We start from the raw sequence: 20882 nt of genomic DNA, 5'->3' as shown, positions 1-20882 counted from the left end.
GTGTTCCAGGTGACGGCGATATGACGTACATACATCCGATCGAGTGATGTGCAACGCACCGCCCGCTGCTGACACGCGCGAGCGGAACATTAGACTCGCCAGATCGGCAGAGCTGGACCAGCCCAAAACGCAAGGAGGCACAGTGAAGCAGGTGCCGCGCGAAGCGCGCCGAGCAGGATCGGGGGTGGGCCGGTGGGAGCTGATGACTCGCATCAGGGGACCCCGCGATCTGGACCGGCTCGGCCCGGAGCAGCTTGAGGAGCTGGCCGGAGAGATCCGGTCGTTCCTCGTGGACGCGGTCTCCAAGACCGGCGGCCACCTCGGCCCGAACCTCGGTGTCGTCGAGCTGACCATCGCCCTGCACCGTGTCTTCCACTCGCCGAAGGACAAGATCCTCTTCGACACGGGCCATCAGTCCTACGTCCACAAGCTGCTCACCGGCCGTCAGGACTTCTCGCGGCTGAAGAGCAAGGGCGGTCTGTCGGGCTATCCCTCCCGCGCCGAGTCCGAGCACGACATCATCGAGAACTCGCACGCCTCCACCGTGCTCGGCTGGGCCGACGGTCTCGCCAAGGCCAACCAGGTCCTGAACAAGGACGACCGCGTGGTCGCGGTGATCGGTGACGGCGCGCTGACCGGCGGTATGGCCTGGGAGGCGCTGAACAACATCGCCGACGCCAAGGACCGCCCGCTCGTCATCGTCGTCAACGACAACGAGCGCTCGTACGCGCCGACCATCGGCGGCCTCGCGAACCATCTCGCCACCCTGCGCACCACCGACGGCTACGAACGCTTCCTGGCCCGCGGCAAGGACCTCCTGGAGCGCACCCCGGTCGTCGGCAGGCCGCTCTACGACACCCTGCACGGCGCCAAGAAGGGCCTCAAGGACTTCATCGCGCCGCAGGGCATGTTCGAGGACCTCGGACTGAAGTACGTCGGTCCCATCGACGGCCATGACATCGAGGCCCTGGAGTCCGCGCTGCTGCGCGCCAAGCGCTTCGGCGGCCCGGTCATCGTGCACTGCCTCACCGAGAAGGGCCGGGGCTACCAGCCCGCGCTCGCGGACGAGGCGGATCGTTTCCACGCGGTCGGCAGGATCCATCCCGACACCGGTCTGCCGATCGCCTCCTCGGGCGTCGACTGGACCGCCGTGTTCGGCGAGGAGATGGTCAAGCTCGGCAGGGAGCGCGAGGACATCGTCGCGATCACGGCCGCCATGCTCCAGCCGGTCGGCCTCGACAGGTTCGCGAAGCTCTTCCCCGACCGGGTCTACGACGTCGGCATCGCGGAACAGCACGGCGCCGTCTCCGCGGCGGGCCTGGCCACCGGCGGTGTCCACCCGGTCTTCGCGGTCTACGCGACCTTCCTCAACCGGGCCTTCGACCAGGTCCTGATGGATGTCGCCCTGCACCGCTGCGGGGTGACCTTCGTCCTGGACCGCGCCGGGATCACCGGCACCGACGGCGCCTCGCACAACGGCATGTGGGACATGTCGATCCTCCAGGTCGTGCCCGGTCTGCGGATCGCCGCGCCGCGCGACGCCGACCAGGTGCGCGCCCAGCTCCGCGAGGCGGTGGCCGTCGACGACGCCCCGACCGTCGTGCGCTTCTCCAAGGGCGCGGTCGGCCCCGCCGTTCCCGCCGTCGGCCGCATCGGCGGCATGGACGTCCTGCGCAGGCCCGACGAGGGCCCGGCGGACGTCCTGCTGGTCTCCGTCGGCGCGCTCGCGCCGATGTGCCTGGAGATCGCCGGGCTCCTCGACAAGCAGGGCATCACGACCACCGTCGTCGACCCGCGCTGGGTCAAGCCGGTCGACGAGGCCCTCGCCCCGCTCGCCGAGCAGCACCGTGTCGTCGTCACCGTCGAGGACAACAGCCGCGTCGGCGGGGTCGGCGCGGCGATCGCCCAGACGCTGCGCGACGCCGGCATCGACGTACCGCTGCGGGACTTCGGCATCCCGCCGCGCTTCCTCGACCACGCCTCCCGCAAGGAGGTGCTGGCCGAGATCGGGCTGACCGCGCCGGACATCGCGCGCCAGGTCACCGGCCTGGTCGCGAAGCTGGACGGCCGGCTGGAGAACTCGCCCACCGAGGCCGCCCGCGACTGAGCACCCGTTCCCCCGAACGGCTGATGGGCCGGTCGGTCCGCCCTGTACGGGGTGGTCCGACCGGCCCATCCGTGTGAAATAAGACATTGCGGTTGCCAGGGCTGCACGGCCTCTCGGTCATTGCCGGAACGACGCGCACACGGAGGTATGCCGGTGAGTACACAGCACACCCCGGGACCGGGCGGAAACGGGCTGTTCCGCACCAAGGGCGTCGAGCAGTCCATCCGCGACACCGAGGCCCCCGAGTTCGCGCTCAAGAAGTCGCTCTCCGCGCTCGATCTCATGGTCTTCGGCATCGGTGTGATCATCGGTACGGGAATCTTCGTACTGACCGGAGTGGTCGCCCGGCAGAACGCGGGACCCGCCACCGCGCTCGCGTTCGTCGTCTCGGGCGTCGTCTGCGCGCTGGCCGCCCTCTGCTACGCCGAGTTCGCCTCGACCGTGCCGGTGGCCGGATCCGCGTACACCTTCTCCTACGCCTCGCTCGGCGAGCTGCCCGCCTGGATCATCGGCTGGGACCTCGTCCTGGAACTGGCGCTGGGCTGCGCGGTCGTGGCCGTCGGCTGGTCCGGCTATGTGCGTTCGCTGATGAGCAACGGGGGCGTGGGCCTGCCGGACTTCCTGTCCGGCACCCATGGCGGGAGATTCGGCTTCGACCTGCTCGCCTTCCTCCTCGTGCTCGCCGTGGCCGGCGTCCTCGTCGTCGGGGTGAAGCTCTCCTCACGGGTCACCGCCGTCATCGTCGCCGTCAAGGTCACCGTCGTACTGCTCGTGATCGCCGTCGGCGCGTTCTTCATCACCGGCTCCAACTACCGGCCGTTCATCCCGCCCGCCGAACCGAGGCCGGGCGGCGGCGGACTGCGGGCCCCGCTCATCCAGCTCCTGTCCGGCTATGTGCCCACCGACTTCGGTGTCATGGGCATCTTCACCGCCGCGGCCGTCGTCTTCTTCGCCTTCATCGGCTTCGACATCGTCGCCACCGTCGCCGAGGAGACCGTGCATCCTCAGCGCGACGTCCCGCGCGGCATCCTCGGCTCGCTGTTCCTCTGCACGGTGCTGTACGTCGCGGTGTCCCTCGTCGTCACCGGGATGCAGAACTACTCCCGGCTCTCCGTGGACGCTCCGCTCGCCGACGCCTTCAAATCCGTCGGCCATCCCTTCTGGGCCGGGCTCATCAGCTTCGGCGCGGCCGTCGGCCTGACCTCCGTCTGCATGATCCTGCTGCTCGGCCAGACCCGGGTGTTCTTCGCGATGAGCCGCGACGGGCTGCTCCCCGGCACCTTCTCCCGCATCCATCCCCGGTTCGGCACGCCCTACCGCTCCACCGCCCTCCTCGGTGTGCTCGTGGCGGTCGTCGCGGGCTGCACCTCCATCGAGGAGCTCGCCGAACTGGTCAACATCGGCACCCTCTTCGCCTTTGTCGTGGTCGCGCTGGGCGTCGTCCTCCTGCGCCGGCGGCGCCCCGACCTGCCTCGCGCCTTCCGCACCCCGCTGGTGCCGTACCTGCCGATCGCCTCCGTGCTGGCCTCCCTGTGGCTGATGCTCAATCTGCCCGCCGAGACCTGGCTGCGCTTCGGCGTCTGGATGGTCGTCGGCTGTGTCGTCTACGCCTTCTACGGACGTGTCCACAGCCGCCTCGAAACCGCCCGCTGACGGCGGACAGCGGCTCGTACCGGCCCCCGCGATGCTCGCCGAGCCGCCGCCGCCCGCCCTTCGGCGCGGACACCCGCCGCGCCGCGCCGCACCGCCCGGTGCCCGCGCGGGCGCCCCGTACTGGCGGCGGCTGATCCCGGTCGTCGCGCTGCTGGTCCTGATCACCCGGATCCCGTCCTTCCGCCACCCCCTGTGGAGCCCCGACGAGGGCTATCTCGCCGTCCAGGCACGGATGCTGGCCGACGGCGGGGCGCTGTACGAGACCGTCGTCGACCGCAAGCCGCCGCTGCTGCCCTGGCTGTACGAGGCCGTCCTCGCGCTCTTCGGGGACGGCTCCCCGTACGCGATGAAGGTCCTCGCCGCCGTGGCCCAACTGCTGACCGCCGCCCTGCTGGCCGCCGTCGCGCGCGAGCGCTGGGGCGACCGCGCGGGCCGGACCGCCGGGGTCCTCCATCCGCTGCTCTCCATCGGCCTCAACCCCGAGGACACCCAGGCCGCCACCTTCGAGGTCTTCATACTGCCGTTCACGGCCGCGGCGATCTGGTGCGCGGGCCGCGGGCGCCCGGGCGCCGCCGGACTCGCCGTCGCCGGCGCGCTGCTGACGAAACAGACCGGCGGCGCCGTCCTCGTACCCGTCCTGTGGCTGCTCTGGCACTCCGCGCCCGGCAGGGCGGGGCTGCCGCGGCTCGCCGCCGGGCTCCTGCTGCCGGTGCTCGCGGCGGCCCTGCTCACCGACCCGTCCGGGTTCCTCTTCTGGACGGTGACGGGATCGGCCGCCTACGCCGCCTTCACCGGCTCCGGACTCCATGTGGTCTCCCGGGGCCTCGCGAACACCGCCCTGCTCGCCCTCGCCTGCTCCGCGCTGCTGGCACCGCTCGCCCGCGCCCGGCGCGCCGCCGCGCGGGGCGGCACCGCGGATCTGTGGGTGTGGCTCGCCGCGTCCGCCGTCGCCGTCGTGGCGGGCTTCCACTTCTTCGGCCACTACTTCCTGCAACTCGTCCCGCCGCTGGTGCTGCTGGCGACCGCCGCCCTGCGCCCGCTGCCCCGCGAACAGGCCGCGTCCGCGCTGCTGGCCTCGGTCTGTGTCTGCGCGCTCTTCCTCACCTGGGGCTTCCTCGCGCCGCGCCCGGAGCTGGCCCACGCCCAGCGGCTCGCCGACGCCGTACGGGCCCGTACCGGGCCCGCCGACCGGGTCCTGGTCTGGGGGATACACCCGGAGACGTACTGGCTGGCCGACCGGACGCCCGCCAGCCGCTATCTGACGGCCGGTCTGCTCACCAACTACAGCGGCGGCCGGGACGGTCCCCAGGTCGGCGAGAAGTACGCCATGGCGGGCGCCTGGCCCGTACTCGTCGCCGAACTGCGCTCCCGTCCGCCGGCCCTGGTCGTGGACGACTCGCGCGGCGGACCCTACGGCCCGGGCCGGCTGCCCACCCTGCGCGCGCTGCTGGCCCGGCAGTACCGGCCGCTGCCCGCCACGGTCGACGGCGCGGTGCTCTACGTACGCTCCTCCGGAGGCTGACGCACGGTCCTGGGGCCCACGCAGCGCGCGCCGTACGCCGCCACCCTGCGGCACAGCTCCCGGTCGGCCGAGACGACGACACAGCCGAGCCCGTCCGCCGCCGCCCGCGCCGCCAGCTCCACGATCCGGTCGTCGCCGCTGCCGGGCGCGGGCTCGACCCGTACTCCCGCCACCGGCGCCACCTCCCGGGCGGCGCCCTCCACCACCAGCACGATCTCCACGGGCCCCGGATGCCCGGCGATCCCGCGCGCGGCGTACGGCACCAGGGAGTCGCGCAGCCGCTCCGTGGCGCCGCGCCGGTCGCGCCACCAGCCGTCGGGGACGGAACCGACCACGTTCGCCGCGTCCACGACGATCTGAGTCCGCATCCGGCAAGCGTGTCACAGCGCCGGCGCGCGGGCTCGCGGATCCGCCGCGGTACCCGCGCGTATCATCGTGTCCCGGGTTTCCAGCGCTCGGAAGGTGGCGGCGGGCCATGACACCGAGGTCCGGACGGACGTCGAGACGATCGGGAGACGGCGCGGGCGGCGCCCTGACGGGCGAGCCACGCCGTACGCTCCCGGCACTTCCCGTGGACAACTCCCTCCCGGCGACGACCGGCTGGCTGCTGCGCGGCAAGGACGGCAGGCTCACGGCCTACGCGCCGGCCGCCGAGGGGGCGCTGCGCTGGACGGAGGACCGGCCGGGCGGGCCCGGCTGGTCGGGGCCCGACCTGCTCGCCGCACCCCGTGGCGGTCTGCGGCCGTATCTCTCCATCGCCCAGAGCACCGAGGGCTTCGTCCATCTGCTCGCGGTACGCAGACGCCCCCGCGCCGACGGACCCGACGACGTCGACCTCCTGCACGCCGTCCAGTTCCAGACGGGCCGTCCGCTGCGGGACTGGCAGTCCCTGGGCAATCCGCACGGCAAGGACCGGGCGAAGGCCGTCCGTATCGGCCTGCCCTCGATGGTCCTGGACGCGACCGGGTCCGTGCATCTCTTCGTGCGGAACGCGAACGGACGTCTCTCGGCCAAGAGCCAGCTCCGGTCGGGCCGTTGGCGGGCCTGGGGCGGCGCGAACCCGGAAGGGACCGTGCTGACCGGCGAGGCTTCGGCGGCCGTCACCGATCACGGCAGGATCGACGTCCTCGTGCCGGCCCGGGACACCATCGTCCGCTGGCTGCGCGAGAAGCCCGAGGCGGCCCTGGAACGCGCGGAGGACGAGCCGGTCGCCCCGGTGGCGCCCGGCACGCTCATCGCGGAGCGCACGGGCGCGGGACGGCTCACGTACTTCTGGCGCGACGCCGAGGACGACACGGTCCACGCCTGGCGCCCCGGTACGGAACCGGCCCGGCTGGGCGGCCCCGGCAGCGGACCGCTGGCCCTGCTCCGCACCCCGGTCGACGGCCTGGACTGCACGATCCTCGCCCAGCGCGGCCCCGACGGCCGCCCCAGCATCGCCGCGTACCCCACCGAGCACGAGGCCGCGGGCCTCAACTGGACACCGTCCGGCGAACCCTGCGTGGGCGCTCCGGCCCTGGCCCTGGACGGCGACGGACGAGTGGTCCTGGCCGCACTGGGCGAGGACGGCACCCTGCGCCTGGCCCGCCAGAAGGCGGAGCCGGGCCTGGCCCTGGCGGCCTGGACACAGGTCTGACGGACCGTGGGCCACGCGGACGGCGGTCAGGCCGTACGGAGACTCTCCGTACGGCCTGGCCGGTCGTCCGCCGTGTGAGGGGCTACGCCGGTACGCTCGCCACGCCCGGCGCCAGGAACCGCTCGCCGTTCACACGTTCCGAGACGCCTTCCCGGTCCAGATACGGCGTGATGCCGCCCAGATGGAAGGGCCAGCCCGCGCCCGTGATCAGACACAGGTCGATGTCCTGGGCCTCGGCCACGACGCCCTCGGCCAGCATCAGCCCGATCTCCCGCGCCACCGCCTCCAGGACACGCTCGCGCGTCTGCTCCTCCGTCAGGACCGTGCCGCCCTGCTTGAGCAGCGCGGCGACCTCCGGATCCAGCTCCGGCGTGCCCGAGTCGTAGACGTAGAAGCCGCGCTTGCCCGCCTTCACGACCGCCGCGAGATTCTCCGAGACCGTGAAACGGTCCGGGAACGCGCGGTGCAGCGTCTCGGAGACATGCAGCCCGATCGCCGGGCCGACCAGCTCCAGCAGCACCAGCGGCGACATCGGCAGCCCCAGCGGCTCCACCGCGCGCTCCGCCACCTCGACGGGAGTGCCCTCGTCGATGACGTTCTGGATCTCGCCCATGAAGCGCGTGAGGATACGGTTGACGACGAACGCCGGCGCGTCCTTGACCAGCACCGCGCTCTTCCTGAGCTTCTTCGCCACCCCGAACGCCGTGGCCAGCGCCGCGTCGTCGGTCCGCTCGCCGCGCACGATCTCCAGCAGCGGCAGAACCGCCACCGGGTTGAAGAAGTGGAAGCCGACGACACGCTCGGGATGCCTCAGCTTCGACGCCATCTCGGAGACCGACAGCGACGAGGTGTTGGTGGCGAGGATCGCGTGCGCCGGAGCGACGGCCTCGACCTCCGCGAACACCTGCTGCTTGACGCCCATCTCCTCGAAGACGGCCTCGATGACGAAGTCCGCGTCCGCGAAGCCCTCGGCCTTGTCCAGCACACCCGAGACGAGCGCCTTGAGCCGGTTCGCCTTGTCCTGGTTGATACGGGACTTCAGCAGCAGCTTGTCGATCTCGCCGCGGACGTGGCCGACGCCCTTGTCGACGCGCTCCTGGTCGATGTCCGTGAGGACGACCGGGACCTCAAGGCGGCGCAGGAAGAGCAGCGCGAGCTGTGAGGCCATCAGCCCCGCGCCGACCACGCCCACCTTGGTGACCGGGCGGGCCAGCGACTTGTCCGGCGCCCCGGCCGGGCGCTTGGCACGCCGCTGCACCAGATCGAAGGCGTAGATCCCGGCGCGCAGCTCGCCGCCCATGATCAGGTCCGCCAGCGCCCGGTCCTCGGCGTCGAAGCCCGCCTGGAGGTCGCCGTCCTTGACCGCGGCGATGATGTCGAGCGCGCGGTAGGCGGCCGGGGCCGCGCCGTGCACCTTGGAGTCGGCGAAGGCCCGGCCGCGTGCGACGGCCTGGTCCCAGGCCTCGCCGCGGTCCACCGCGGGCCGTACGACCTCCAGCTCGCCCTTGAGGACGGACGCCGTCCAGAGCAGCGACTGCTCCAGGAAGTCCGCGCCCTCGAAGATCGCGTCCGCGATCCCCAGCTCATGCACCTGCGCGCCCTTGAGCTGCTTGTTCTGATTGAGCGAGTTCTCGATGACGACTGAGACGGCGCGCTCCGCGCCGATCAGGTTCGGCAGGAGCGTACAGCCGCCCCAGCCGGGCACCAGACCGAGGAAGACCTCGGGCAGCGAGAAGGCGGGCAGCGCGGCCGACACCGTGCGGTAGCGGCAGTGCAGACCGATCTCCACCCCGCCGCCCATCGCCGCGCCGTTGTAGTACGCGAACGTCGGCACGGCCAGGGCGGTGAGCCTCTTGAACACGTCATGGCCGCCGCGGCCGATCGCGAGAGCGTCCTCGTGGCGCCTGAGCAGCTCCACGCCCTTGAGGTCGGCGCCGACGGCGAAGATGAACGGCTTGCCGGTCACGCCCACACCCACGACGGAGCCCTCGGCCGCCTCCGCCTCGACCTGAGTGATCGCGGCGTCCAGATTCGCCAGCGACTGCGGGCCGAACGTCGTCGGCTTCGTGTGGTCGAGACCGTTGTCCAGCGTGATGAGCGCGAAGCGCCCGGCGCCCGACGGCAGATCGAGATGGCGTACGTGCGCCTGGGTGACGACCTCGTCGGGGAACAGCTCGGCCGCGCCCTTCAGGAGTTCAGCGGTGCTCACTTGGTGCCTCCGTCGAAGTGCGGGTTCTCCCAGATGACCGACGCGCCCATGCCGAAGCCGACGCACATCGTGGTCAGGCCGTAGCGGACCTGCGGCTGCGTCTCGAACTGCCGGGCGAGCTGGGTCATCAGCCGTACGCCGGAGGAGGCCAGCGGGTGGCCGAAGGCGATGGCGCCGCCGTACTGGTTGACGCGCTCGTCGTCGTCCGCGATGCCGTAGTGGTCGAGGAAGGCCAGCACCTGCACGGCGAAGGCCTCGTTGATCTCGAACAGTCCGATGTCGGAGATCGACAGGCCCGCCTTGGCGAGGGCCTTCTCCGTCGACGGGATCGGGCCGTACCCCATCACCTCGGGCTCGACGCCCGCGAAGGCGTACGAGACGAGCCGCATCCTGACCGGCAGTCCCTGCTCGCGCGCGAAGTCCTCGGCGGCGATCAGCGAGGCCGTGGCGCCGTCGTTGAGCCCGGCGGCGTTGCCCGCGGTGACCCGGCCGTGCGGCCGGAACGGCGTCTTCAGTCCGGCCAGCGTCTCCAGCGTCGTACCGGGCCGCATCGGCTCGTCGGCGGTGGCCAGACCCCAGCCGGTCTCGCCTCCCGCCGGATCGGTACGGCGGATCGAGATCGGCACCAGATCCTGCTGGATCGCGCCGTTCGCGTACGCCTTGGCGGCCTTCTCCTGCGAACGCACCGCGTACTCGTCGGCACGCAGCCTGGTCAGATGCGGAAAGCGGTCGTGCAGGTTCTCGGCCGTCATCCCCATGAAGAGCGCCGACTCGTCCACGAGCTTCTCGCTCACGAACCGGGGATGGGGGTCCACACCCTCACCCATCGGATGCCGGCCCATGTGCTCGACACCGCCGGCCACGACGACGTCGTACGCGCCGAACGCGATGGAGCCCGCCGTGCTGGTCACCGCGGTCAGCGCGCCCGCGCACATCCGGTCCACGGAGTAGCCCGGCACGGACTGCGGGAGCCCGGCGAGGATGCCCGCGGTACGGCCGAGAGTGAGGCCCTGGTCACCGATCTGCGTGGTCGCCGCGACGGCGACCTCGTCGATCCGTGCCGGGTCGAGGTCCGGGTTGCGGCGCAGCAGCTCCCGGATCGCCTTCACGACAAGATCGTCGGCCCGGGTCTCGTGGTACATGCCCTTCGGGCCCGCCTTGCCGAACGGGGTACGGACGCCGTCGACGAAGACGACGTCCCTGACGGTACGAGGCACGATGGCTCTCCTCCAGGGTGCGGGATGGCACTGCGGAGCACGCCGAAGCGCGCGCCTACCATGCTACTCCCCGGTAACCCACCCGCCCAGCCGGGTCCCGCCCGCCGGACGGAGGCGACGCGCGCTCGCCCCCGTCCGCCGGACGGGCCGGTTTTCCGGCCCGTGGCCCGGCGGCGTCAGGGCGCGGGAGACAGCGAGCGTGTCAGCAGGGGGGCCACCAGGTCGATCTGCCAGGCGCGTGCGCCGTACTCCTCCAGTGCCAGCGACACCGCCTCCACCGTCCGCTCCCGCGGCGGCTCCCAGCAGACCCGCCGCACCGTGTCCGGCGTGATCAGGTTCTCCTGCGGCATGTTCAGCCGCTCCGCCAGCGCCGAGACCGCCGCGCGCGCCGCCGACAGCCGCTCCGCCGCCTCCGGGTCCTTGTCCGCCCAGGAGCGCGGCGGCGGCGGTCCCGCGACCTGCTGGCCCGGCTGCGGCAGCTCCGCGTCCGGCAGGGCGCGCGCCCGGTCCACCGCCGCCTGCCACTGTTCGAGCTGGCGCCGTCCCATCCGGTGGCCGAAACCGGGCAGCGCGGTGAGCGCGTGCACGGTCGCCGGCAGGGCCAGCGACGCCTCGATGATCGCGGTGTCGCTCAGCACCTTGCCCGGGGAGACGTCACGCCGCTGCGCCACCCGGTCGCGGGTGGTCCACAGCTCCCGTACGACCGCCATCTGACGCCGGCGGCGCACCTTGTGCATTCCCGACGTACGGCGCCACGGATCCTTGCGCGGGGCCGGCGGCGGGGCCGAGGCGATCGCCTCGAACTCCTCGTGCGCCCACTCCAGCTTGCCCTGCCGGTCGAGCTCCTTCTCCAGCGCGTCGCGCAGATCGACCAGCAGCTCGACATCGAGCGCGGCGTACCGCAGCCAGGGCTCGGGAAGGGGCCGTGTGGACCAGTCGACGGCGGAGTGGCCCTTCTCCAGCGCGTACCCGAGGACGTTCTCGACCATCGCGCCGAGCCCGACCCGGGGGAAGCCCGCCAGCCGGCCTGCCAGTTCCGTGTCGAACAGCCGGGTGGGCGTCATGCCTATTTCGCGCAGGCACGGAAGATCCTGGGTGGCCGCGTGGAGGATCCACTCGGTCTCCGCGAGCACCTCACCGAGCCCGGACAGATCCGGGCAGCCGACCGGATCGATCAGCGCCGTGCCCGCGCCCGCACGGCGCAGCTGGACCAGATACGCGCGCTGCCCGTAGCGGTAGCCGGACGCGCGTTCCGCGTCGACGGCCACCGGGCCGGTGCCCGCGGCGAAGGCCGCGATCACCCCGGACAGGTCTGCCTCGGTGGCGACCACCGGCGGAATGCCCTCGCGGGGCTCCAGCAAAGGGATCGGCGCCGATTCGCCGTCGCCCGGGGGCTGCGACATCAGCGGCTGCCGCCGCGGGCCCCCGGTGGTTCGCAGTGCTGGCTCTGCTGCGGTCTCTTGGGCGTCGGTCACCTGTCAAGGGTATCTGTGAACGGACGGCGCCCGTCGACGGAACGTTCCGTCGACGGGCGGTGGGGGAGAGGAGACGGTCAGTGGATGATGCCGGTGCGGAGGGCCACGGCGACCATCCCCGCCCGGTCGCCCGTGCCGAGCTTGCGCGCGATACGGGCGAGATGGCTCTTGACGGTGAGCGCGGACAGGCCCATCGAGACACCGATGGCCTTGTTGGACTGGCCTTCGGCCACCAGCCTGAGCACCTCGACCTCACGGCCGGAGAGCTCGCGGTAGCCGCCCGGGTGGCTCGGCGCGCCGGGCGGGCGGCGGTGCAGCCGCTGACCCGCGCCGATGGGGGCGGCGCCGGGGCGGGTTGGGTGGCCGATGTTGGTGCGCGTGCCGGTCACGACATAGCCCTTGACGCCGCCCGCGAGGGCGTTGCGCACCGCGCCGATGTCATCGGCGGCGGAGAGGGCGAGGCCGTTGGGCCAGCCGGCGGCTCGGGTCTCGGACAGCAGGGTCAGCCCGGAACCGTCGGGCAGGTGGACGTCGGCAACGCAGATGTCGCGCGGGTTGCCGACGCGGGGGCGTGCCTCCGCGATGGACGATGCCTCGATGACGTCTCGTACTCCAAGGGCCCACAGATGGCGGGTGACGGTGGAGCGGACGCGCGGGTCGGCCACGACGACCATGGCCGTCGGCTTGTTCGGGCGGTAGGCGACCAGGCTTGCGGGCTGCTCGAGGAGAACGGACACCAGGCCTCCTGGGAGGGTGCGGGACGGAGCCGGCTCTGGGGGATGAAGCCGGAGGGAACCGTGTTTGAAGGGTCATTGACCTCTTCGGCAGCAATCCCGCCCGCCTTTAGAGAATGATCACGATTTGGTGAGTAACAATTCGGGCAATTCGGACGGATGATCGATCATCCTATGACCCGTCCCAGCGCTCCGACGGGCACGGAGGGCAGCACGCGGCACCGCCGTGGCGTCATGACGCCACGGCGGTGGTGTGAAGGCGCGTCAGCTGCGTCAGGACACCTGCGGACCGCGCCGCTGGGGCAGGGACACCACGCCCGCGCCCGAGCCCGTCTCCGCGGGGCCCTGGAGCGGTCCCGGCGCGGCCGGCGGCAGTCCCGCGATCTGGCAGAGCAGATCGCACCAGGCGGCGAGATGCGCCGCGGTGTCGGGCACACCGGCCCGGCCCTCGCGCGGCGTCCAGGACGCGCGGATCTCGATCTGGGTCGCGGGCCTGCGCTCGGCCAGACCGCCGAAGTAGTACGAACCGGCCCGCGTGACCGTGCCGCCGGCCTCTCCGTACGACAGGCCGCGCGCCTCCAGCGCGCCCGTCAGCCAGGACCAGCACACCTCGGGCAGCAGCGGATCGGCGGCCATCTCCGGCTCCAGCTCCGCCCGCACCAGCGTGACCAGCCGGAACACCCCCTGCCAGGCCTCGTGCCCGGCCGGGTCGTGCAGCAGGATCAGCCGGCCGTCCGCGAGATCGTCCTCGCCGTCGACGACCGCCGCCTCCAGGGCGTACGCGTACGGCGCGAGCCGCTTGGGCGGCGGGGTCGGCTCGATCTCGATCCCGGGACGCAGCCGCGCCGACCGCAGTGCCTCGACCGCCGTACGGAACGCGGACGGGACGGAGCCCCCCTCCGCGCTGTCTGTTCCCTCGGTGCCGTTGGAATGATCGGAAAACTGTCCCTGAGCCGCAGCCATGCGGGGAAGAGTAGGCGGAACCCGCGTCTCGCGCAGGGAGGGACACCCGGGCCGGGGCGGCGGCTTCCCCGTACATGCGAAGATTCTGGTCGTGAGCGCGATCGACAGCCCTTCGGGCCAGCAGACGAAGACATACGAATCGGCCTTCCTCAAGGCGTGCAGGGGGGAGCCGGTGCCGCACACGCCGGTCTGGTTCATGCGGCAGGCGGGGCGTTCGCTGCCGGAGTACCTCAAGCTCCGCGAGGGAATCCCGATGCTGGAGTCCTGCATGCGGCCCGAACTGGTCACGGAGATCACACTCCAGCCGGTACGGCGTCACAAGGTCGACGCCGCGATCTACTTCAGCGACATCGTCGTCCCGCTCAAGGCCATCGGGCTCGACCTCGACATCAGGCCGGGTGTCGGTCCCGTCGTCGCCGAACCGATCCGCCGCCGGGCCGATCTCGCGCGGCTGCGCGATCTCACTCCCGACGACGTCTCCTATGTCACCGAGGCGATCGGGATGCTGACCCAGGAGCTGGGCTCCACGCCGCTCATCGGCTTCGCGGGCGCTCCGTTCACCCTCGCCAGCTATCTCGTGGAGGGCGGCCCGTCCCGCAACCACGAGCACACCAAGGCGATGATGTACGGCGATCCGGCGCTCTGGGCCGATCTGCTGGACCGGCTCGCCGGCATCACCTCGACCTTTCTCACCGTGCAGATCGAGGCGGGCGCGAGCGCCGTGCAGCTCTTCGACTCCTGGGTGGGCGCCCTGGCCCCGGCCGACTACCGCCGCTCCGTGCTGCCGGCCTCGGCCAAGGTCTTCGACGCCGTCGCCTCGTACGGGGTGCCGCGCATCCACTTCGGTGTCGGTACGGGCGAACTGCTCGGCGCGATGGGCGAGGCGGGCGCGGATGTCGTCGGTGTCGACTGGCGCGTACCGCTCGACGAGGCGGCCCGCCGGGTCGGCCCGGGCAAGGCGCTCCAGGGCAATCTCGACCCGGCCGTCCTCTTCGCGCCGACCGCCGTGGTGGAGGAGAAGGCCGACGAGGTGCTCGAAGCGGCGGCCGGGCTGGAGGGCCATGTCTTCAATCTGGGCCATGGTGTGCTGCCCAGCATGGACCCGGACGCCCTGACCCGGCTGGTGGAGTACGTCCACACCAGGACCGCCCGCTGAGCGCGCGGGCACCGCGGCGCCTCGCGTCCCCGGCTACATCCCCGCCGCCCGTACCGCCGTCGTCGCCTTGCGCGCCGCGACCAGTACCGGATCCCACACCGGGGAGAACGGCGGCGCGTAACCGAGGTCCAGAGTGGTCATCCGCTCCACCGTCATCCCGGCGGTCAGCGCGACCGCCGCGATGTCCACGCGCTTGCCCGAGCCCTCGCGGCCCACGATCTGGACTCCCAGCAGTCGGCCCGTACGGCGCTCCGCGAGCATCTTCACCGTCATCAGGGCCGCGCCCGGGTAGTAACCGGCGGTGTTGGTCGACTCGATGGTCGCGGTGACGAACTGGAGGCCCGCCCGGCGGGCGTCCTTCTCGCGCAGTCCCGTACGGGCGATCTCCAGATCGCAGACCTTGCTGACGGCCGTACCGACCACACCGGGAAAGGTGGCGTAGCCGCCGCCGACGTTCGCGCCGATGATCTGGCCGTGCTTGTTCGCGTGGGTGCCCAGGGCGAGATGGCGGGTGGTGCCGGAGACCAGGTCCAGGACCTCCACGCAGTCACCGCCCGCCCAGATGTTCCCGTGGCCGCGCACCCGCATGGACCGGTCGGTGAGCAGTCCGCCGTGCGGCCCGAGCGGGAGCCCGGCGGCGCGGGCGAGAGAGGTCTCGGGTACGACACCGATCCCGAGCACGACGACGTCCGCCCGATACTCGCCGTTCTCGGTGGCCACGGCCCGCACCCGGCCGTCCTCGCCGGTGAGGACCTCGGTGACCGGAGCGCCGCCCACCGTGGTGATGCCCATCCCGTCCATCGCCTCGTGGACCAGCCGGCCCATGTCCGGATCGAGCGTGGCCATCGGCTGCTCGTCCTGGTGGACGACCGTGACCTCGTAACCGCGCTTCAGCAGCGCCTCGGCCATCTCCACACCGATGTAGCCCGCGCCCACGACGACCGCGTGCCGCCCGCGCGTACCGGCCAGCGTGTCCAGCAGCGCCTGGCCGTCGTCCAGGGTCTGCACGCCGTGCACGCCCGGCGCGTCGATCCCGGGCAGCGCCGGGCGCACGGGCCGCGCGCCCGTCGCGACGACCAGCTTGTCGAAACCGGTCCAGCTCTCCGTACCGTCGTCGAGATCCCGCGCCAGGACCCGCTGCCCGGCCACATCGATCTCCCTCACCTCCGTACGGGTACGGAGATCGATGGCGCGCGCCCGGTGTTCCTGGGGTGTACGGGCGATCAGGTCGTCGCGCTCGCCCACGTCGCCGCTGATCCAGTACGGAATGCCGCACGCCGAGAACGAGGTGAAGTGGCCGCGTTCGAAGGCGACGATCTCCAGCGCCTCCGGTCCCTTCATCCTGCGGGCCTGCGACGCGGCGGACATGCCTGCCGCGTCGCCGCCGATGACCACCATGCGCTCCGCCGCCATTGCGCGTCCCTTCGTCGTGTGTCCGGGGGAGACGCTACGCGGGCGGTGTCCGGATCAGTCGCGCGGTGCGGCCTGCGGGGGCGGCCCCGCGGGAGCGGCGGGAGCGGCCGGGCCGCCCGGTCCTGTCGCTCCGTTCCCGTCGGAGGCGGCCGGGACCGTCGTGGGAGGTCCCTGGTGCGCCCCGGCCGCGGGCAGCAGCCGGCGCGCCAGCCGCCACAGCGCGTAGAGCACGGCGAGCGCCACCGCGAACGGCGCCACCGCGCCGATCACGACCGCGATCCAGCGCAGTGTCGCGGTGAACGCGTCCCAGCCGCCGCCCAGCGCGTCCAGGAAGCCCGGGTCGTCGTCCCGCTCCCGCGCCGGCTTCGCGACCGGAGCCTCGGAGAGCTCCAGTGTGATCGTGGCCAGGGTGGTGCGGTCCTTGAGCGAGGCCTGCTGGGCGAGCAGTGACTCCAGCGCCGCCTGACGGCTGCTCAGCTCGCCCTCCAGCGCGACCACGTCGCCGAGCTTGGTGGCCCGGTCCATCAGCTCCCGTATCCGGGCCACGCTCACCCGCTGCGAGGCGATCCTGCTGTCCACGTCGACCACCTGGTCGGTGACGTCCTCGGCGTTCGCCTTGCGGGCCAGCAGCGTCCCGGTGCCCGCCAGTTCGGCCAGGACCGAGTCGTACGCGTCCTGCGGCACCCGCAGCACGATGCGCGACATCACATAAGAGTCCTCGTCCCGCTCGGTGGACTCGTTCTCGACCAGGCCCCCGGCGTTCCCGGCGGCGGCCCGTGCCGTGGACAGCGCCTTCTGGGTGTCCTTGACGCGTACGGTCAGTTCGGCGGTACGGATCACCTGTGTGCCCACCCGTGAGGGCGGTGTGCTCGCCTTCACGCCTTCGCCGCCCGGGGCCTGTGCCGCCCGGTCGGCCGCTGCCGCGCCCTCCTGCTCGCCCCCCTGTCCCGGAACGGCCTTCGCGGCCCGGCCCGAGGCCGAGTCCTGACTCGCGGTGTCGTTCGCACCGCATCCGGCGAGTGCCAGCGAGATGGTGAGTAGTGCCGCCGCGAACGCGGGTGTCCTGCGCATACCGGCCCCCTGGGTGAAAAAGGAATGACGCCGGTTCGACGTACGGGGCCCTTGGGCGGGTTGCCCTCTCCCGGTTCCGAAGCGGTCACGGTCGGGACTCGTCACGGGTTTGAGACAGTGGGGTCATGGAGCCGAGCGCGCAGCACGTGGAGACACACACAGGTCATGTCGTCGTCGTCGGAGGGGGCATCGCCGGTCTGGCGGCGGCGCACCGGCTGCTGGGCGCCGGGATCGACGTGACCCTGCTGGAGGCCACCGACCGGCTCGGCGGAAAGCTGTACGCCGGTGAGATCGAGGGCGCGCCCGTCGACCTCGGAGCCGAGTCGATGCTCGCGCGCCGCCCGGAGGCCGTCGAGCTGGCCCGCGCCGTCGGGCTCGGCGGACTGATCCAGCCGCCCGCCACCGCCACCGCCTCGGTCTGGACCCGTGGCGAGCTGCGGCCCATGCCCAAGGGCCATGTGATGGGCGTACCGGGCGATCCCGCCGCGCTCACGGGTCTGCTCTCCGAGGAGGGCCTGGCCCGCATCGCCCGCGAGGCCGAACTGGCGCCCACGGAGATCGGCGACGATGACGACGTGTCGGTCGGCGCGTTTGTCGCGGAGCGGCTCGGCCGCGAGGTCGTCGACCGGCTGGTGGAGCCGCTGCTCGGCGGTGTCTACGCGGGCGACGCGTACCGGATCTCCATGAAGTCGGCCGTCCCGCAGCTCTTCGAGGCGCTCAGGAGCCATGACTCGCTGCTGGGGAGCGTGCGCGCCCTCCAGGCCGCGGCAGCCGCGGCGGCGCGGCCGGCCGGCGCGGTCTTCGCGGGCATCGAGGGCGGTGTGGGCCGGCTGCCGGGCGCCGTGGCCGACGCCGTACGGGCCGGTGGCGGCCGGATCCGTATGGAGAGCCCGGTTCTCGGGCTGACCCGGACCGCCGACGAGTGGCGGATCCGTACCGACCGCGACGTGCTGGCCGCCGACGGGGTGGTCCTGGCGGCTCCCGCCTGGTCGGCCTCCGCCCTGCTCGCCGACGAGTCCCCGGCCGCCTCCGCCGGACTCGCCGAGATCGAGTACGCCTCGATGGCGCTGGTGACGATGGCCTTCCGGCGCTCCGACGCCGACATGCTGCCCGAGGGCAGCGGCTTTCTCGTACCGCCCGTCGACGGACACACCATCAAGGCGTCGACCTTCTCCACCCGTAAGTGGCGCTGGGTCGCGGAGTCCGCGCCCGGTCTCTTCCTCCTGCGTACCTCGATCGGACGCTACGGCGAGGAGGAGCGGGTCCACCAGGACGACGCCGATCTGGTCGGGGTGTCCCTGCGCGACCTCGCCGAGGCCACCGGGCTCCGCGCGCGTCCCGTGGCCGCCGAGGTCACCCGCTGGATCGACGGGCTGCCGCAGTACCCCGTGGGACATCAGGTCCGGGTGGCCCGGATCCGTGAGGCCGTCGCCAAGCTGCCGGGCCTGCGCCTGTGCGGCGCCCCGTACGACGGCGTCGGCATCCCGGCGTGTGTCGCGAGCGCCCACCGCGCGGCCGACGAGATCATCGCCACGTCGACCCTGGCGTGGGGCACCGGACGCGGCGCGGGAGAATAGGGCCATGACTGCTGCTCCAGAGAAGACCCCGAACGCGGGCAAGAAGGCCAAGGACCTCAACGAGGTCATCCGCTACACGCTGTGGTCCGTCTTCAAGCTGCGCGACCTGCTCCCCGAGGACAGGACCGGCTACGCGGAGGAGGTCCAGGAGCTGTTCGACCAGCTCGGCGCCAAGGACGTCACCGTCCGGGGCACCTACGACGTGTCCGGGCTGCGCGCCGACGCCGATGTCATGATCTGGTGGCACGCCGAGACCTCGGAGGAGCTCCAGGAGGCGTACAACCGCTTCCGCCGCACACGGCTGGGACGGGCGCTGGAGCCGGTCTGGTCGAACATGGCGCTGCACCGGCCCGCCGAGTTCAACAAGTCGCACGTACCGGCCTTCCTGGCCGACGAGACGCCCCGGAACTATGTGAGCGTCTATCCCTTCGTCCGCTCCTACGACTGGTATCTGCTGCCCGACGAGGACCGCCGCAGGATGCTCGCGGACCACGGCAAGATGGCGCGCGGCTTTCCGGACGTACGCGCCAACACCGTGGCCTCGTTCTCGCTCGGCGACTACGAGTGGGTGCTCGCCTTCGAGGCCGACGAGCTGTACCGGATCGTCGACCTGATGCGTCATCTGCGCGGCTCGGAGGCCCGGATGCATGTCCGCGAGGAGGTCCCGTTCTACACGGGCCGCCGCAGGTCGGTCGCGGAACTGGTCGCCGGACTGGCGTAGGCCAGGGCCCGCCGGGTCCCGGCGGGCGCCTCGGGCGCACGGGTCCCCGCGGCCCGCGCCCGGTGGCCGGTCCGCGGCCGTACGGACCGGCCGCCCCGCCCGGAGGATCAGACGATCGGCGGCAGCTTGCGCCCGCCCGACCGCCCGTCCAGCGACACCGGGTTCGGTTCCGTGTGCGGCGCGCACTCCGCGCGCCGCACCGGCGCCTGTCCACGGAGCAGATAGTCCTCCACGTAGCTGTTGACGCAGGCGTTGCCGCCGCCGGCGATCCCGTGCGTACCCGCGTCGCGCTCGGTCACCAGGGCGGAACCGGCCAGCCTGCGATGCAGTTCGAGCGCTCCCTCGTACGGCGTCGCCGCGTCCCGCTCGGCCGCGAGGATCAGCGTCGGCGGCAGCTCGCCCGGCCGGGTACGGACATCAAGGGGCTGCTGCCGTGGCACCGGCCAGTAGGCGCACGGCAGATTCATCCAGGCGTTGTCCCAGGTCTCGAAGGGCGCGCGGCGGGCGAGTTCGGTGTTGTCGCGGTCCCACACCCGCCAGTCCGTCGGCCAGGGCGCGTCATTGCACTCGACGGCGGTGTACACGGCGTTGCCGTTCTCGCTGTCGGCCGCGGCCACCGGCCTGGGCGAGGCCTGCGCGATCAGCGGCGCCGGATTGCCCTTGACGTACTCGGAGAGCGCGGTGGCGCGCATCGCCCAGTAGTCGTCGTAGTAACCGGCCCCGAGCATCGCCGCCTGCAACTGGCCGGGACCGACCTTCCCGCCGGCCGGCTCGCGCTCCACGCCGGCGCGCACCGTCTCGTAACCGCGCTGGACCTCCTCCGCCGTGGTGCCCAGACGGTAGGTCTTGTGGTGCTTGGCGACCCAGGTACGGAAATCGGCCCAGCGGCGCTCGAACGCGGCCGACTGATCGAGGTTGTTGCCGTACCAGATCCGCCGCGGATCCGGATTGACCGCCGAGTCGAAGACCATCCTGCGCACATGGGACGGGAAGAGCGTCGCGTAGAGCGCGCCGAAGTAGGTGCCGTACGAGGCGCCCATGAAGGTCAGCTTCTCCTCGCCGAGCGCCGCGCGCAGTACGTCCAGATCGCGGGCGTTGTTGAGCGAGGTGAAGTGGGCCAGGGCGGGGCCGGTGTTCTCGGCGCAGCCCCGGGCGTACGCCTTGGCCTCGGCGATCCGCTCCTGTTTGTACGACTCGGTGGGATGCACCGGCGATTGGGTCGGGGCCTTGCTGAAGTCCGCCGGGTCCATGCAGGACAGCGGCGCGGAGCGGCCCACCCCGCGGGGCGCGTAACCGACGATGTCGTAGGCCCGGGCGATCCGCTTCCACTCGGGCATCTCGGCGGCCATCGGGAAGTACATGCTGGAGGCGCCGGGGCCACCGGGATTGAAGACCAGTGCGCCCTGCCGCTGGTCCGGCTCCCCGCCC

Annotated in this window: 16 protein-coding genes; 7 read left to right on the top strand and 9 right to left on the bottom strand. The window is 72.2% G+C overall.

Going from position 1 to position 20882, the window contains the following annotated elements:
• Positions 1-202: 202 nt before the first annotated feature.
• The 3 genes from dxs (at position 203) to BFF77_RS06065 (ending at position 5282) form a co-directional block, all read left to right on the top strand.
• Positions 203-2107 (top strand): 1-deoxy-D-xylulose-5-phosphate synthase, encoded by a 1905-nt coding sequence (dxs, locus tag BFF77_RS06075; RefSeq protein WP_066944624.1) that lies wholly within the window; start codon positions 203-205, stop codon positions 2105-2107.
• 147 nt (positions 2108-2254) lie between these two features.
• On the top strand, positions 2255-3760 hold the full coding sequence (locus BFF77_RS06070; protein WP_066944580.1) for an amino acid permease: 1506 nt from the start codon (positions 2255-2257) through the stop codon (positions 3758-3760).
• A gap of 31 nt (positions 3761-3791) precedes the next feature.
• Positions 3792-5282, top strand: a complete 1491-nt coding sequence (locus BFF77_RS06065) for a glycosyltransferase family 39 protein (protein WP_066944622.1) — start codon at positions 3792-3794, stop codon at positions 5280-5282.
• Here the strand turns inward: BFF77_RS06065 and BFF77_RS06060 are convergent.
• Positions 5258-5650, bottom strand: coding sequence for a PIN domain-containing protein (locus tag BFF77_RS06060; protein WP_066944576.1), 393 nt, complete (start codon positions 5648-5650; stop codon positions 5258-5260). The genes BFF77_RS06065 and BFF77_RS06060 overlap by 25 nt on opposite strands.
• Before the next feature lie 203 nt (positions 5651-5853).
• On the opposite strand from BFF77_RS06060, the gene BFF77_RS06055 reads away from it, so the two are divergent.
• Positions 5854-6918, top strand: coding sequence for a DUF8189 domain-containing protein (locus BFF77_RS06055; RefSeq protein WP_211280167.1), 1065 nt, complete (start codon positions 5854-5856; stop codon positions 6916-6918).
• Positions 6919-7000: 82 nt separating this feature from the next.
• On the opposite strand, the gene BFF77_RS06050 is transcribed toward BFF77_RS06055, so the two are convergent.
• The 5 genes from BFF77_RS06050 to BFF77_RS06030 all read right to left on the bottom strand — a co-directional run bounded on the left by BFF77_RS06050 (position 7001) and on the right by BFF77_RS06030 (position 13516).
• A complete protein-coding gene (locus tag BFF77_RS06050) occupies positions 7001-9127 on the bottom strand; it encodes a 3-hydroxyacyl-CoA dehydrogenase NAD-binding domain-containing protein (protein WP_066944574.1) in 2127 nt (708 codons plus the stop codon).
• Positions 9124-10344 carry a thiolase family protein gene (locus tag BFF77_RS06045; RefSeq protein ID WP_066944572.1) on the bottom strand — a complete coding sequence of 407 codons (1221 nt, stop codon included), beginning with the start codon at positions 10342-10344 and terminating at the stop codon, positions 9124-9126. Before BFF77_RS06045 ends, BFF77_RS06050 begins: the two co-directional genes overlap by 4 nt.
• 176 nt (positions 10345-10520) lie before the next feature.
• Positions 10521-11819 carry a ribonuclease D gene (locus BFF77_RS06040; RefSeq protein WP_066944569.1) on the bottom strand — a complete coding sequence of 433 codons (1299 nt, stop codon included), beginning with the start codon at positions 11817-11819 and terminating at the stop codon, positions 10521-10523.
• 77 nt (positions 11820-11896) lie between these two features.
• A complete protein-coding gene (locus BFF77_RS06035; RefSeq protein WP_066944567.1) occupies positions 11897-12556 on the bottom strand; it encodes a helix-turn-helix transcriptional regulator in 660 nt (219 codons plus the stop codon).
• Positions 12557-12826: 270 nt separating this feature from the next.
• Complete coding sequence (locus BFF77_RS06030) at positions 12827-13516, bottom strand: DUF3000 domain-containing protein (protein WP_066944565.1); 690 nt, start codon at positions 13514-13516, stop codon at positions 12827-12829.
• Between the two features lie 91 nt (positions 13517-13607).
• On the opposite strand from BFF77_RS06030, the gene hemE reads away from it, so the two are divergent.
• On the top strand, positions 13608-14672 hold the full coding sequence (hemE, locus tag BFF77_RS06025; RefSeq protein WP_066944563.1) for a uroporphyrinogen decarboxylase: 1065 nt from the start codon (positions 13608-13610) through the stop codon (positions 14670-14672).
• Between the two features lie 33 nt (positions 14673-14705).
• On the opposite strand, the gene BFF77_RS06020 is transcribed toward hemE, so the two are convergent.
• Both BFF77_RS06020 and BFF77_RS06015 read right to left on the bottom strand, forming a co-directional pair.
• Entirely contained in the window at positions 14706-16085 is a 1380-nt protein-coding gene (locus tag BFF77_RS06020) for an FAD-dependent oxidoreductase (protein WP_066944561.1), read from the bottom strand.
• A 54-nt stretch (positions 16086-16139) separates the two neighbouring features.
• Positions 16140-17156, bottom strand: a complete 1017-nt coding sequence (locus tag BFF77_RS06015) for a DUF4349 domain-containing protein (RefSeq protein WP_066944559.1) — start codon at positions 17154-17156, stop codon at positions 16140-16142.
• Positions 17157-17281: 125 nt separating this feature from the next.
• Between BFF77_RS06015 and hemG the strand changes: the two genes are divergently transcribed.
• Together hemG and hemQ are read left to right on the top strand one after the other, a co-directional pair.
• Entirely contained in the window at positions 17282-18733 is a 1452-nt protein-coding gene (gene hemG / locus BFF77_RS06010; RefSeq protein WP_066944557.1) for a protoporphyrinogen oxidase, read from the top strand.
• A gap of 4 nt (positions 18734-18737) precedes the next feature.
• Positions 18738-19454 carry a hydrogen peroxide-dependent heme synthase gene (gene hemQ, locus BFF77_RS06005; RefSeq protein WP_066944555.1) on the top strand — a complete coding sequence of 239 codons (717 nt, stop codon included), beginning with the start codon at positions 18738-18740 and terminating at the stop codon, positions 19452-19454.
• Between the two features lie 107 nt (positions 19455-19561).
• Here hemQ and BFF77_RS06000 read toward each other — a convergent pair.
• Positions 19562-20882 (bottom strand): alpha/beta hydrolase (locus BFF77_RS06000; protein WP_066944553.1); only part of this gene is annotated, 1321 nt, incomplete at its 5' end.

This window comes from Streptomyces lushanensis (assembly GCF_001700515.1).
In the GTDB taxonomy this organism is placed as follows: domain Bacteria; phylum Actinomycetota; class Actinomycetes; order Streptomycetales; family Streptomycetaceae; genus Streptomyces; species Streptomyces lushanensis.
This window is presented reverse-complemented; position numbering and strand designations above follow the sequence as displayed.